Source organism: Roseomonas nitratireducens, assembly GCF_017813355.1.
GTDB classification, from domain to species: Bacteria; Pseudomonadota; Alphaproteobacteria; order Acetobacterales; family Acetobacteraceae; genus Neoroseomonas; species Neoroseomonas nitratireducens.
The window spans coordinates 173,708-185,807 of sequence record NZ_JAGIYZ010000008.1 but is presented as its reverse complement, the minus strand read 5'-3'; the positions used below and the strand labels follow the sequence as shown (position 1 = coordinate 185,807).

Genomic DNA, 12,100 nt, shown 5'->3' with positions numbered 1-12,100 from the left:
CGGGCGCCCCGGCGGGCAGCGCGGGCCCGCGCCGGCGACGCGCCCGCGCCTGTTCGCCAATGACGGCGGCGCGCCGCGGCCGGATGTGGGCTTCCTCGGCTTCGATGCGGGCCGGGGTGCGGCGCGGCCGCCGCGCGGGTAGAGCGATATCCGATCAGCCGGAAACGGCTGATCGGATTTCTTGCTCTAGAAACCATTGATTCTACAGCACGAAATCCGAGCACACTGACTCAGTGTGATCGGATAGTGCTGTAGCGCCCGCCCGGCGCCGCGGGGTTCAGCTTCCGCCCGCATCCACCGTGAAGGACTGCGCCGTCACCATCGCGCTGTCGTCGGCGGCGAGCCACAGCACCATCCGCGCGATGTCGTCGGGGTGAAGGTGGCCCTTGAGGCATTGGCGGCGGTCGCGGTCGGCATCCGCCTCCGGGGTCAGCCACAGGCTGCGCTGCCGCTCCGTGATGACCCAGCCGGGCACCACCTCGTTCACCCGGATGCGGTCGGGGCCGAGGTCGCGGGCGAGCCCGCGCGTCAGCCCCCGCACCCCCGCCTTGGCCGCCGTATAGGCCGGCATGCCGCCGGTGCGGTTGATCCAGGACACCGAGCCGAGATTGACGATCGACCCGCCGCCGGCGCGGCGCATCATCGGCACCACCGCCTGGGCGCAGAAGAACTGGTGGCGGAGGTTGGTCGCGATCCGTTCGTCCCAGTAGTCGGGCTCCACCGTCTCGAGCGCGTGGCGGTCGTCGCGCGCGGCGTTGTTGACCAGCACGGTAATGTCGCCGATGCGCGAGCCGGCCTCGGCCACCGCCGCGCGCAGGGCGGCGATGTCGCGCAGGTCGCAGGGCAGGAACTGCGCGCCGGTCGCCTCCGCCACGCGCGACCCCGCCGCCTCGTCGAAGTCGAGGAAGGCGACGCGCGATCCCTGGCGCGCGAAATGCGCGACGATCGACGCGCCGATGCCCGACGCGCCGCCGGTCACGAGCACGGCGCGGCGCGACAGGCTGGGATAGCCGGCGAAGCGGTCCTGCATGTGTTTCCTCCTTGTCCTCGCCGCGCATGACAATCCGGAAACGTTGACTCGTCCATCCGGCTCTGGCGACGATCCGTCCGGGACCCGACAACAGAGAGGCAACCGAACATGATGAGACGAGGCCTGGCGGCCGCGGCCGCCGCCTTCTGCGTGACGCTCGCCGGCACGGCGGCGGCGCAGACGAACATCCCGAGCCCGACGCTCGATGCGATCCGCGCGCGCGGCAACCTGAACTGCGGCATCCACACCGGCGTCGCCGGCTTCGCGCTGCCCGACAGCCGCGGCGAATGGCAGGGGATGGATGTCGACCTGTGCCGCGGCCTGGCGGCGGCGATCTTCAACGACCCGTCCAAGGTGCGCTTCATCCCGCTGTCGTCCTCCACGCGCTTCACCGCGCTGGGCTCGGGCGAGATCGACGTGCTGTTCCGCACCTCGACCCAGACCATGCTGCGCGACACGACGCTCGGGCTGCGCCACGTCACGACCTATTTCTACGACGGGCACGGCTTCATGGTGCGCGCCAATGCCGGCGTCACGCGCGTGCGCGACATGGGCGGCGCGACAATCTGCCTGATCCAGGGCACGACGAACGAGCAGGTGACGGCGGACTACTTCCGTTCCGTCAATGTGCGCTTCCAGCCGGTGGTGTTCGAGCGGACGGACCAGGCGCAGGCGGCCCTCGTCGCCGGGCGCTGCGACAGCTTCGGCACGGATGCCTCGCAGCTCGCCGGCGTGCGGTCGTCGATGCCCAACCCGCGCGAATGGACCATCCTGCCGGAGCGCTTCAGCAAGGAGCCCTACGGCGCCTACATCCGCCGCGGCGACGACAACTGGTACGACATCGTCCGCTGGTACACGACCGCGGTGATCGAGGCGGAGGAGCAGGGCATCACCCGCGCCAATGCCGAGGAGATGCGCCGCACCAGCGTCAACCCGAACACGCGCCGCCTGCTGGGCGTCACGCCGGAACTGGGCCAGTCGCTGAAGCTCGACCCGGCCTGGGCCTACAACGCGATCCGCGCCATCGGGAACTACGGCGAGCTCTACGAGCGGACGATGGGCGAGAACACGCCGGTCGCGCTGCCGCGCGGGCCGAACAACCTGCACACCAATGGCGGGTTGATCTACGCGCTTCCGATGCGCTGAACGGTCAGGTGCTGCGCGGCGTCGGGCGCCAGTCCGGCGCCGCCAGCTCGAACCCCGCGAAGTCGAAGGCGGGGCTTACGGTGCAGCCCACCAGCGTCCAGCGCCCGAGCGAGACGGCGCCCTGCCACCAGCCCTTGGGCACGACGGCGAAGGGCCGCTGGTGGCGCGACAGGTCGGGGCCCAGATGCACCGCCTGCGCGTCGTGCCCATCGGGCGACAGCGACAGCGCGAGCGGCCCGCCGGCGTACCAGTGCCAGCATTCCGCCGCGTCCACGCGATGCCAGTGGCTGAACTCATCGGCCGCGAGCAGGAAGTAGATCGCGGTCCCCGCCCCGCGCGAGCCGTCCGCCGGCGCGTCGCGCCAGATCTCCCGGTAATGCCCGCCTTCGGGATGCGGGCGGAGATCCAGCGCGGCGACGACCTGCGCGGCCGTGACGGACGGGTCGCGCAGATCGGGCGGCATCAGCCGACCGGCACGGTCTCGGCGATCGGGCGCAGCTTCGACACCTCGGCGAACCAGGCGGCGAGCTTCGGATGCGCGTCCCGCCACGGCTCGTGCGGGAAGCGGAAGTCGAGGTAGCCGAGCGCGCAGGCGACGCTGATGGCGCCGATGTCGGACAGGCCCGCGGGCGGGTCCTTCTCGAGCATCGCGAGCGCGCGGTCGACCGCGCCCTTCTGCCGCGCGTCGTAGGCCTTGCGGCCGTCGTCCTGCGGCAGTTGCGACATGCCGCGGCGGCCGACCGCGGAATCGAGGATGCCGTCGGCCGCCGCCTGGCGGATCAGCGCCTTGAGCCGCGCCGCGCTGCCCACCGGCGGGAAGAGCGCCGGCGCGTCGCCGAGCGTGTCGAGGTATTCGCAGATCACCGGGCTGTCGAAGACCGGCGTGCCGTCGTCGGCGACCAGCGCCGGCACCTTGGACAGCGGGTTCGACGCCAGCAGGTCGGCCGGGCTGGTGTGCGGGTTGGTGGTGACCTTCTCGATCCGCGTCTCCAGCGAGCGGGCGATGGCGCAGGCCATCACCTTCCGGACATAGGGGCTGGCGGCGGAATAGTGCAGCTTCATCTGGTCGTTCTCCTCCGGGACTCGGACGTCAGCGGAAAGTGTCCTTCGCCGCGCGAATCCGCGCCAGGGTGGCCACGTCCGGCGCGCGCAGGAAGGGGTTGGCGGCCAGTTCGTCCCCGAGCGACGTCGGCACGGTCGCCTCCCCCTTCGCGCGCAGCGCGGCGATGCGCGCGGCCTGCGCCTGCAGCGCCTGGTTCTCGGGCTCGACCGTCAGGGCGAAGCGGGCGTTGCTCTCGCTGTATTCGTGGCCGCAGCAGACCAGCGTTTCGGCCGGCAGGGCGGCGATGGCGCGCAGGCTGGCGAACATCTCCTCCGCCGTGCCTTCCAGCAGGCGGCCGCAGCCGAGCGAGAACAGCGTGTCGCCGCACAGCAGGATGCCGCTGTCGGGGATGTGGAAGGCGACATGGCCGCGGGTGTGGCCGTCGCTCGCCAGCACGCGCACCGGCGTGCCGCAGGCGTCGAAGACGTCGCCCGGCTTCACGGCGATGTCGAGCGGCGGCAGCCGCGCCGCGTCGGCCGTCGCGCCGATCACCTTCGCCCCGGTGCGCGCGACGATCTCGGCCACGCCCGCGACATGGTCGCCATGGTGGTGGGTCAGCAGGATGGCCTCGAGCGGCCCGCCGGCGGCCTCGATGGCGGCCAGGACGGGCGTGGCCTCCCCCGGGTCGCAGACGGCCAGCCGCCCGTCGGGCGAGCGCAGCAGCCAGGCGTAGTTGTCCGACAGGCAGGGCACGGCGGCCACGGTCATGGGCATCGGTCGAGGCGTCTCCAGTGGAAAGGCGAACAGGCATCCCAACGCGCGCGCGCCTCCCCTATATCCACCGCATGGGCGTCGAGGTCCACGGGCTGACGAATTTCTACGCGACCGGAAACGGCGTCGCGGCCGCGCGCCTTGTCGCCGAACGGCTGCGCGCGACCTGGCCATCGCTGCGCGGGCAGGCCGTGCTCGGCATCGGGCACGCAGCACCCTATCTCGACCTCTGGCGGGGGGAGGCCGCGCGCTGCGTCGCGCTGACGCCGGCGCATCTGGGCCCGCCGCCGAAGGGGCTGGCCGGGGTGCTGGCGGCGGAGGAGGAAAGCCTGCCCTTCCCCGACCTCTGCTTCGACCGCGTGCTGCTCGTGCACGGGCTGGAGATGGCGGAGAACGCGAGGCGCCTGCTGCGGGAGGTCTGGCGCGTCCTGAAGGATGACGGGCGGCTGCTGGTGGTCGCGCCGAACCGCCGGGGGCTCTGGGCACATGCCGAGCACACGCCCTTCGGCCATGGCCAGCCCTATTCCCCCGGGCAGGTGACGCGGCTGCTGGAGCGCCACATGTTCCGCGTGGAGCAGCGCGATGCGGCGCTCTACGTGCCGCCCTTCGCGCCCTTCCTGCGCGCCGGCGCGGCCTGGGAGCGATCCGGCCGGGCGATCTGGCCGGCGCGCTATGCCGGGCTGGCGATCGTGGAGGCGGAGAAGGACCTGTTCGCCGGCATGCCCGCCGGGCGCGTGGCGGTCGCGCGGCAGGTGCTGGCGGACGCCTGACGCCGCGCCCTCAGCGCCCCGGGGCCAGGGGACGTTGCGGCTGCGGATAAGGCTGCGGGGAGACCTGGCCGCGCCATTGCGGTTCCACCACCACGCCGCCCACGGGGGGCATGCCCGGGGCCACGATATTCGGGTCGGGCGGGCACATGGGCCGCATCACGCCGCAATCCCAGGCGAAGCGGTCCGGCCGGCCGGTCATCTGGCCGCCGCGCTCGAAGCGGCATTCGCACAGCTTCCCCGCCATGCAGGCGACCTGCCCTTCCCGCGCGGGGGAACAGACGGGCGGGCTCTGCGCCGCGGCGGGCAGCGCGAGGAGCAGGAAGGCAAGGACGGACCGGCGCATGGCGCCAGCCTGCGCCGGAAAGGTTGCCGCACCCTTTCCGGCGCGGGAATCTCGCGGGTCAGCCCGGATAGGTGCCCATCGCGACGGGCATCTGGGGATCGCCGTTCTCGAACATGATCCAGACATGGCCGCCCACCGGCGGGGGCGCGCCCGCCGGGGCGCCGAGCGGCCGGCAGGGCATGGCCCAGAAGGTTTCGTCGCCCAGCACGCTGGGCACTTGGACCATGACGCGGCCCATCGCGATCGGATCGAGATTGTCCACGCACATGCCGCGATAAAGGCCGTAGTATCTGTTCGCCATGGCGCGTCTCCATTCCCTTGCCTATTGCCACAATAGGCGCCCGCGCGCTTGACGCGACCCCCCGGCAAGGGGCTACCTAGGCATTGACCGGCATCAAGACCGGGCCCGTCGCAGGCGCTTCCGCCGGAAGCGCGCGACCGGGGGTGGGCTAAGGCACGAGAATTCGCCGTCCCCGCGCGCCTTCGCGCGCGGCCGCCATGCTGCCCCGCGCCGCGGGGAAGCCCATCCGAAGGGTGCGCCATGCCGATCGCCGATCCCCGTGCCGATGCCTCCGTGCCCGCCGCCTTCGTGCGCCTCGTGGGCGGTCGTGCCTGGACGTCGCGGCTGGCGGACCTGACGCGGCGCGCGCAATCGGGCCCCCTGTCGGGCCGCGCCGCGCAGCAACGCCACGCGCTGGAATTCGTCCTTGCCCGCGCCGCCGACCCGAAGGCCGCCGCGAAGCTCGGCACGCCGGAACGCCGCGTGCTCGCCTTCGCGCAGGAAGCGGTCCGGCTCGCCCGCACCCTGCCCGAAGCGCCGCGCGCCCGGCTGCGCGCCCTGCTGCTGGAAGGCCTGACCGGCGAGGCGACGCTGATCCCGCTGTTCCACCTGCTGCGCACCGCCGCCCTGCACCGCGCCCGCGGCTTCGAGGTGACCTTCGCCGGCCTGGCCGAGGAAGCGCCCTACGACCTGCGCCTGACGCGGGACGGCGTGACGGCGGAACTCGCCTGCGAGACCGTCTCGGCCGAGGACGGCCGGCCGGTGCATCGCGGCGACTGGTGCGCGCTGGTCGATCGCGTGAACCCGGAGCTGCAGACCTGGCTCGCCGCCCATCCCGGCCGCTACCTGCTGAAGATGACGCTGCCCGAGGGGCTGGACGGGCCGGACAAGGCGGCCGCGCTGGAAGCGCGCATCATGGCGCTGCTGGCGGCCGAGAAGCGCCAGGATGCGAGCGCCGACGCGGTGCTGAAGCTCGACCCGCTGGTGCTGGCCGGCGCGCAGGCCGGGGCCGGCCTGCCGCAGCGGCTGCGCGAACAGTTCGGGCCGGAAGCCCACCTGGCGGTCACCGCCGACCCGGCCGGCGGCAGCGTCTTCGTCATGGCCGCCCGCGCGGGGCGGGAGAACGCGGTGGCGCAGGCCGTCACGGCGCGCATGCGGCTCGCCGCCGAATCGCGGCTGACGGGCAGCGCGCCGGGCATCCTCTCGGTCTTCGTGGAGGATCTCGAACGCTCCGAATGGCGCCTGCTGCGGGAGACGCTGGAACTGGAAGGCGCGGTGCGCCGCTTCCTGACCGAGCCCGCGGGACGGCGCGTGGTCGCCGCGGCCTGCGCGTCGCGCATGGAGATGTTCGGCATGGCCCCGCCCGACGCGGCCGCGGATGGCGAACTGCGCTTCCGCAACCCGTCCCACCCGGCCTGCAAGGTGGCGGCGCTGGCGCCGGCGGTGACCAGCAGCGAGTGATTCGCGGGCCCTCGGCCGGAGTCTTGGATTGACCCTCGGACGGCGGGCGGCGGCCGTCCGGCCGCCTTGCCTTCGCGCCGTGAACGGGTGCGCCCGGCGCGGCTGACGGGCTGGGCGCGGTCGCGCGTTCGCGCTCCCGGATCGAGCAGTTTGCCTGCCCTCAAGCGCCGGGCGCGCGCTCCGCGCGCTGGGCTTGCGCGCCGCGAACGGGCGCACCCGGCGAGGCTGACGGGTTGGGCGCGGTCGCGCGTTCGCGCTCCCGGATCGAGGCTTGGCCTCGATCCGCTGTCTTTGCTGCCAGCGCCGGGGCGGCGCCCTGGCGGCCTCGGGCGGCTCAGGCCGCCGCGGGCTCCACGATTCGGCCATCCTCCATCGCCACCACGCGGTCGGCGATGTCCAGGATGCGCGGGTCGTGCGTGACCATCAGGATCGGCGTGCCGCGCGACTTCGCCATGTCGCGCAGCAGGTGCGCGACCTCCGCGCCCGAGACCTTGTCGAGCGCGGCGGTCGGTTCGTCCGCCAGCACCAGCCCGGGGCCCGCGACCAGCGCGCGCGCGATCGCCACGCGCTGGCGCTGACCGCCGGACAGTTTCGCCGGCACCTTGTCCTCATGCCCCGCGAGACCGACCGCGCGCAGCATCTCCCCCGCGCGCTCGAGCCTTTCGCGCTCGGGCAGCGCGGCATCGATCTCGAGCGCCATGGCCACGTTCTGCCGCGCCGTCAGGAAGCCCAGCAGGTTGTGGTTCTGGAAGATGAAGCCGATGGACCGGCGCAGCCGCACGCGGTCCCGCTCCGTCGCGCCCAGCAACTCACGCCCCAGCACCTGGCAGGAGCCCTCCTGCATCGCGCGCAAGGCGCCGATCAGCGTCAGCAGCGTCGTCTTGCCGGACCCCGAGGGGCCGGTGAGCAACACCACCTCCCCGGCATGCACGGAGAGCGAGACGTCGCGCAACACGGGACGGCGCAACTCGCCCTCGCCATAGGCGTAGCCGAGGCCGGCGATGCGGATGGGGTCGGTCATGGGCGGGGCTGCGTCGGGGAGGGCGCTGCCCTCCCCGGACCCCCTCCCGCCAGAGGCCGAAAGGCCTCTGGACACCGTGAGATGGGCGGTCGGAGGGAGGGGCGCCGTGCGGCCTTCGGGCTCGGCGCGCGCGCCATGCCCCTCCCTCCGGCCGCCCATGTATCGGGTTCCAAGGGCCTTTCGGCCCTTGGCGGGGAGAGGTCCGGAGAGGGGCGGCGCCCCTCTCCGGGACACACCAAGACCAACCGCATCAGAACATGTCCGCCGGGCTGGCGTCGCGCAGCTTGCGCATCGCCAGCAGGCCCGCGGTCGCGCACATGCCGAAGATCAGCCCGAACACCATGATCGCCCGCTCGGGTGTCATGGCCAGTGGCAGGAAGGTCGCCGATGCGACGACGTCGTAGAGCCAGATGCACAGCGCCGCGCCCGGCAGGAAGCCGATGATGGCGAGGATCAGCGCCGCGGCCATGACCACGCGCGCGAGGTAGAAGTTGGAATAGCCGATCGCCTTCAGCGTCGCGTATTCGCGCAGGTGGTTGGCGATGTCGCTGAACAGGATCTGGTAGACGATCACCATCCCCACGATCAGGCCCATGACGGAGCCGAAGGCGAAGATGAAGCCGATCGGCGTCGCCGTTTCCCAGTAGTTGCGTTCATGCGCGACGAGCTGCGCGTGGGTGAGGACGACGACGTCGCGCGGCAGGATCTCCCGCAGGCGCGCCTGCGCGGCGGCCACATCCGTGCCGGGGGCGAGGCGGATCGCGACGAGGTCGGTGTTGCTCGGGTGGCGTTCGCGCACCATGCGGCGGAAGTTCACCTCGTTCATCACGAGGTTGCCGTCCGCGCCGAAGGACGGGCCGATGGACACGAGGCCCACCACGTCGACCATGCGGTTGCCGACCTGCACCTCGAAGGGCCCGCGTTCGCCGAACAGCCGCGCGACGTCGCCGAATTCGGGACGGGACCGCGCGTCGAAGCCGACCGCGTCGATCCGGCGCAGCGCGGGTGCGATGGCGTCGAGGCCTTCGAAATGCACCGCGCCGGCCTCGATGTCGAAGCCGATCATCTGGATGGCGCGGCGGGATCCGTCCTCGGGATTCCGCCAGGTGGTCTGCGCGAGGTAGACGGGCACGGCCTGCGCCACTTCCGGCAGGGCGAGCGCCTGGTGCGCGCGGATGCGCGGCAGCGGTTCCGGCCGGAAGGACGCGGTGGTGAGCGGGTTCATCAGGAACAGCTCGGCTTCCATCGCCGCGAGAAGGCGCGTCGCGCTGTCGAACAGCGCGGAGCGGAAGCCCAGCTGCATGAACACCAGCACGGCTGCGAACATCACCCCCGCCATGGCGGAGAACAGGCGCGCGCGTTCGGCGCGCAATTGCCGCCAGGCGAGGCGGAGCGGCAGCAGCAGCGCGGCGAGCGGGCGCGGCCCGGCCGCGGGCTTGGGTGACGGCATGGCCGGCTCGCTGGCGGCTTCGCCGGTGCGTTCCGGCGCCCATGGCAGCAGCGGCGCCTTGCTGATCGCGTTCATGGCCGGATCGCCACCTGCACCTGCATGTTGGACCGGCGGCGCAGCGCCGCGCTGCCGGCTTCGTCCAGCAGCAAACGCACCTCGACCGTCCGGCTATCCACCGCCGCGACCGGGTCGGTGTTCGCCTGGGTCTGGCGGCGGACGGTCCAGCCGATCTGGCCGACCGTCGCCTCGAAGCGGCGGGGCTCGCCGGGGACGACGATCTCGGCCCGCGCGCCTTCGCGCAGGCGTGGCAGGTCGGTCTCGTAGACATCGGCGACGATGATCATGCGGGACAGGTCGCCGATCTCCATCAGCCCGTCATTGCCGACCTGGTCGCCCGGCAGGGCGATGACGCGCAGGATGGTGCCGGCAAAGGGCGCGCGGACGCGGGAGAGCTCGGCATCCGCTTCCGCCTTGGCCTGCGCGGCGCGCGCGGCAGCGAGGCGCGCCTCGGCCAGCGCGATGTCCTCGGGGCGGGAGGAGAGCAGGCTGTCGAGTTCCGCCTCCGCCTGGCGGAGTTCGGCGGCGAGCCGCACGGCCAGGGCGCGGTTGCGGTCGGCCGCCGCGACGGCGCCGGCGCCGGTCGGCACCAGGCGTTCGGACCGCTCGGCCTCGCGCGCCGCGAGTTCCTGCTGCGCGACGAGGGCGGCGATGCGGGCGCGCTGCGCCTCGATCTCGGTCGGACGGCCGGCGGCGCGGATGCGGGCGAGGCTCGCCTCGGCTTCCGCGACGGTGGCGCGCGCCTGGGCGACGGCGGCGTCCTTCTGCGCCGCGTCGGCGAATTCGGCGAGGAGCTGGCCGTGCTCGACCCGGTCGCCCTCGGCGACGAGCAGGCGGTCGAGCCGGGTCACGGCCATGCCGCCCGGCTGGGTCAGGCGGCGGATGCGGGAGGCGGGCTCGACGCGGCCGAGCGCGCCGACGCCGACCGGCGTGGCGGGGGCCGCGGCGGCGGGCGCGGGCGCGGCCTGCTGGGCGGAGCCGTTGGCGAGGAAGGCGTATCCGCCGCCGGCCAGCGCCAGCGCGGCCAGGCCGAGCAGGAGGCGCGCGCGGCCGGTCATGCGCGTGCCTCCAGCAGCGCGTCGAGGCTGGCGCGCAGGGCGCGGATATCGGCCTCGGTCGGGCGGTAGAGGCCGAAGAGATGGGCCATGAACAGCCCGTCCGTGGCCGTCATGACGATCATCGCCGCGCCGTGCGGGATGCCGTCGTTCAGCAGCATCTCCTTCATCCGCCCGATCTGGGCGCGCATCGGGTCGAGCAGCGCCGGGTCGTGGTGGAAGGCGGCGAGGAAGACGGCCGCGGCGCGGTCGTGGTGGTCGTGGCCGGGGGAGCAGTCGGCCTCCCCGAAGGCCCAGGCGATGAAGGCGCGGGCGACGCGGCCGGGGCCCGCGGGCTGGCGGGCGACATTCGCCTCGAACTCGGCGGCAACAAAGACGGAGAGCCGCTCCATCACGCCGGTCAGCAGGGCTTCCTTGGAGCCGAAATGATAGAGCAGCCCGCCCTTGGAGACACCGGCTTCCTTCGCCGCGGCGTCGAGGGTGAGGCCGCCCACGCCGCGGGCGAGCACGATGCTCTCGACGGCGTCGAGGATGCGGGTGCGGGCGTCGGTCGGGGGGTGGGAGTCCATGATGCGGTGCATCTATACCGTCCGGACGGTTTTTTCAACCGTCCAGACGGTACAGCACTCGGCCCCATGGCCTTGCCGCCCAACACATGGGTAGCCTGCGCGCAACGACACCCCTGGGAGGATCGCAGGCATGACCGCAACCATCGGCCGGCGCGGCGCGCTGCTCGCCGCCCCCGCGCTGCTCGCCGCCGGCGGCGCGGCAGCGCAGGCCTGGCCGAGCCGGCCCGTGCGCATCCTGGTCGGCTTCGCCGCCGGCGGCGCCAACGACATCATGGCGCGGCTGCTGGCGCAGAAGCTGACCGAGCGCATCCCCGGATCGAGCTTCATCGTCGAGAACCGCCCCGGCGCCGCGACGCAGGTCGCCGCCGAGGCCGCCGCCCGCGCCGCGCCGGACGGCACGACCTTCTTCTACACCTCCCCCTCCACGCTGATCGCGCTGGCGGTGAACCGCAGCGCGACGCTGGATCCGGTGCAGGCGCTCGCACCGGTCTTCCTGGCGCAGAACTCGCCGCTCGCGCTGGTCTGCCGGCCGGACTTCCCGGCGCGGACGGTGGCCGAGTTCATCGCCGTGGCGCGGGAACGGCAGGGGCGGCTGACCGTCTCCACCCCCGGCGCGGGCGCGATCAACCACCTCGCCCTGGTGCTGCTGATGCGCCAGACCGGGATCGAGGTGACGCATGTGCCCTATTCCGGCAACCAGCCTTCCGTCACCGCGCTGATGCGCGGCGACGTCGATGTCGCGCATGACGGGCTGTTCGCGCCGCGCGCGCAGCTGGAAGCCGGCACGCTGCGCGCCATCGCGGTGACGAGCGCCGAGCGCGCGCCCGCCTATCCGAACGTGCCGACCTTCGCCGAGACGGTGCCCGGCCATGTCGTGGGCTTCTGGGGCGGGATGTTCGCCCCGCGCGGCACGCCCGACCCGATCCTGGAGCGGATGAACACCGAGCTGAACGCCATCATGCGCCTGCCCGACGCGATCGAGCGCACGCGCAGCTTCGGCGCCGAGCCCGCCGGCGGCGACCGCGCGATCTTCGCCCGCACCGTCGCCGAGGATTGGGCGCGCTGGACGCAGGTCGTGCGGGAGAACGATATCCGGGCGGGGTGA

14 protein-coding genes are annotated in these 12,100 nt (G+C 73.1%); 4 read left to right on the top strand and 10 right to left on the bottom strand.

All coding sequences use genetic code 11. The features are described 5' to 3' along the window. Nucleotides 1-277: 277 nt before the first annotated feature. Nucleotides 278-1,030: an SDR family NAD(P)-dependent oxidoreductase gene (locus J5Y09_RS10495; RefSeq protein ID WP_209351709.1), complete on the bottom strand. Its 753-nt coding sequence runs from the start codon at nucleotides 1,028-1,030 to the stop codon at nucleotides 278-280. A gap of 108 nt (nucleotides 1,031-1,138) precedes the next feature. On the opposite strand from J5Y09_RS10495, the gene J5Y09_RS10490 reads away from it, so the two are divergent. Then, complete coding sequence (locus tag J5Y09_RS10490; RefSeq protein WP_245217005.1) at nucleotides 1,139-2,176, top strand: amino acid ABC transporter substrate-binding protein; 1,038 nt, start codon at nucleotides 1,139-1,141, stop codon at nucleotides 2,174-2,176. Between the two features lie 4 nt (nucleotides 2,177-2,180). Here the strand turns inward: J5Y09_RS10490 and J5Y09_RS10485 are convergent, their stop codons facing one another. From J5Y09_RS10485 to gloB, 3 genes are read right to left on the bottom strand one after another with little or no spacing between them, the layout of a single operon-like run. Further along, entirely contained in the window at nucleotides 2,181-2,639 is a 459-nt protein-coding gene (locus tag J5Y09_RS10485; RefSeq protein WP_209351708.1) for a cupin domain-containing protein, read from the bottom strand. Beyond that, nucleotides 2,639-3,238: a glutathione S-transferase family protein gene (locus tag J5Y09_RS10480; RefSeq protein ID WP_209351707.1), complete on the bottom strand. Its 600-nt coding sequence runs from the start codon at nucleotides 3,236-3,238 to the stop codon at nucleotides 2,639-2,641. The genes J5Y09_RS10485 and J5Y09_RS10480 overlap by 1 nt, the downstream gene beginning before the upstream one ends. Nucleotides 3,239-3,266: 28 nt before the next feature. Then, a complete protein-coding gene (gene gloB, locus J5Y09_RS10475; RefSeq protein WP_209351706.1) occupies nucleotides 3,267-3,992 on the bottom strand; it encodes a hydroxyacylglutathione hydrolase in 726 nt (241 codons plus the stop codon). 71 nt (nucleotides 3,993-4,063) lie between these two features. On the opposite strand from gloB, the gene J5Y09_RS10470 reads away from it, so the two are divergent. Beyond that, nucleotides 4,064-4,759, top strand: coding sequence for a class I SAM-dependent methyltransferase (locus J5Y09_RS10470; protein ID WP_209351705.1), 696 nt, complete (start codon nucleotides 4,064-4,066; stop codon nucleotides 4,757-4,759). 10 nt (nucleotides 4,760-4,769) lie between these two features. Here the strand turns inward: J5Y09_RS10470 and J5Y09_RS10465 are convergent, their stop codons facing one another. Both J5Y09_RS10465 and J5Y09_RS10460 read right to left on the bottom strand, forming a co-directional pair. Continuing rightward, nucleotides 4,770-5,102 carry a hypothetical protein gene (locus J5Y09_RS10465; protein WP_209351704.1) on the bottom strand — a complete coding sequence of 111 codons (333 nt, stop codon included), beginning with the start codon at nucleotides 5,100-5,102 and terminating at the stop codon, nucleotides 4,770-4,772. 58 nt (nucleotides 5,103-5,160) lie between these two features. Further along, nucleotides 5,161-5,403 (bottom strand): phage baseplate assembly protein V, encoded by a 243-nt coding sequence (locus J5Y09_RS10460; protein ID WP_209351703.1) that lies wholly within the window; start codon nucleotides 5,401-5,403, stop codon nucleotides 5,161-5,163. A gap of 240 nt (nucleotides 5,404-5,643) precedes the next feature. Here J5Y09_RS10460 and J5Y09_RS10455 point away from each other — a divergent pair, with 240 nt between their 5' ends. Then, nucleotides 5,644-6,843 (top strand): hypothetical protein, encoded by a 1,200-nt coding sequence (locus tag J5Y09_RS10455; RefSeq protein WP_209351702.1) that lies wholly within the window; start codon nucleotides 5,644-5,646, stop codon nucleotides 6,841-6,843. Between the two features lie 334 nt (nucleotides 6,844-7,177). Here J5Y09_RS10455 and J5Y09_RS10450 read toward each other — a convergent pair whose 3' ends face one another. The 4 genes from J5Y09_RS10450 to J5Y09_RS10435 form a co-directional block, all read right to left on the bottom strand. Beyond that, nucleotides 7,178-7,864, bottom strand: coding sequence for an ATP-binding cassette domain-containing protein (locus tag J5Y09_RS10450; protein ID WP_209351701.1), 687 nt, complete (start codon nucleotides 7,862-7,864; stop codon nucleotides 7,178-7,180). A gap of 250 nt (nucleotides 7,865-8,114) precedes the next feature. Continuing rightward, nucleotides 8,115-9,389, bottom strand: a complete 1,275-nt coding sequence (devC, locus tag J5Y09_RS10445; RefSeq protein WP_245217004.1) for an ABC transporter permease DevC — start codon at nucleotides 9,387-9,389, stop codon at nucleotides 8,115-8,117. Beyond that, complete coding sequence (locus tag J5Y09_RS10440; protein WP_209351700.1) at nucleotides 9,386-10,429, bottom strand: efflux RND transporter periplasmic adaptor subunit; 1,044 nt, start codon at nucleotides 10,427-10,429, stop codon at nucleotides 9,386-9,388. Before J5Y09_RS10440 ends, devC begins: the two co-directional genes overlap by 4 nt. Continuing rightward, nucleotides 10,426-10,995, bottom strand: coding sequence for a TetR/AcrR family transcriptional regulator (locus tag J5Y09_RS10435; RefSeq protein WP_209351699.1), 570 nt, complete (start codon nucleotides 10,993-10,995; stop codon nucleotides 10,426-10,428). The genes J5Y09_RS10440 and J5Y09_RS10435 overlap by 4 nt, the downstream gene beginning before the upstream one ends. A 130-nt stretch (nucleotides 10,996-11,125) precedes the next feature. Between J5Y09_RS10435 and J5Y09_RS10430 the strand changes: the two genes are divergently transcribed. Next, nucleotides 11,126-12,100 carry a tripartite tricarboxylate transporter substrate-binding protein gene (locus tag J5Y09_RS10430; RefSeq protein ID WP_209351698.1) on the top strand — a complete coding sequence of 325 codons (975 nt, stop codon included), beginning with the start codon at nucleotides 11,126-11,128 and terminating at the stop codon, nucleotides 12,098-12,100.

What these genes read in the sequence shown, in the direction of transcription:
- J5Y09_RS10495 (WP_209351709.1), bottom strand. Translation starts at nt 1,030, where the DNA reads ATGCAGGACCGCTTCGCCGGCTATCCCAGCCTGTCGCGCCGCGCCGTG.
- J5Y09_RS10490 (WP_245217005.1), top strand. Translation starts at nt 1,139, where the DNA reads ATGATGAGACGAGGCCTGGCGGCCGCGGCCGCCGCCTTCTGCGTGACG.
- J5Y09_RS10485 (WP_209351708.1), bottom strand. Translation starts at nt 2,639, where the DNA reads ATGCCGCCCGATCTGCGCGACCCGTCCGTCACGGCCGCGCAGGTCGTC.
- J5Y09_RS10480 (WP_209351707.1), bottom strand. Translation starts at nt 3,238, where the DNA reads ATGAAGCTGCACTATTCCGCCGCCAGCCCCTATGTCCGGAAGGTGATG.
- gloB (WP_209351706.1), bottom strand. Translation starts at nt 3,992, where the DNA reads ATGCCCATGACCGTGGCCGCCGTGCCCTGCCTGTCGGACAACTACGCC.
- J5Y09_RS10470 (WP_209351705.1), top strand. Translation starts at nt 4,064, where the DNA reads ATGGGCGTCGAGGTCCACGGGCTGACGAATTTCTACGCGACCGGAAAC.
- J5Y09_RS10465 (WP_209351704.1), bottom strand. Translation starts at nt 5,102, where the DNA reads ATGCGCCGGTCCGTCCTTGCCTTCCTGCTCCTCGCGCTGCCCGCCGCG.
- J5Y09_RS10460 (WP_209351703.1), bottom strand. Translation starts at nt 5,403, where the DNA reads ATGGCGAACAGATACTACGGCCTTTATCGCGGCATGTGCGTGGACAAT.
- J5Y09_RS10455 (WP_209351702.1), top strand. Translation starts at nt 5,644, where the DNA reads ATGCCGATCGCCGATCCCCGTGCCGATGCCTCCGTGCCCGCCGCCTTC.
- J5Y09_RS10450 (WP_209351701.1), bottom strand. Translation starts at nt 7,864, where the DNA reads ATGACCGACCCCATCCGCATCGCCGGCCTCGGCTACGCCTATGGCGAG.
- devC (WP_245217004.1), bottom strand. Translation starts at nt 9,389, where the DNA reads ATGAACGCGATCAGCAAGGCGCCGCTGCTGCCATGGGCGCCGGAACGC.
- J5Y09_RS10440 (WP_209351700.1), bottom strand. Translation starts at nt 10,429, where the DNA reads ATGACCGGCCGCGCGCGCCTCCTGCTCGGCCTGGCCGCGCTGGCGCTG.
- J5Y09_RS10435 (WP_209351699.1), bottom strand. Translation starts at nt 10,995, where the DNA reads ATGGACTCCCACCCCCCGACCGACGCCCGCACCCGCATCCTCGACGCC.
- J5Y09_RS10430 (WP_209351698.1), top strand. Translation starts at nt 11,126, where the DNA reads ATGACCGCAACCATCGGCCGGCGCGGCGCGCTGCTCGCCGCCCCCGCG.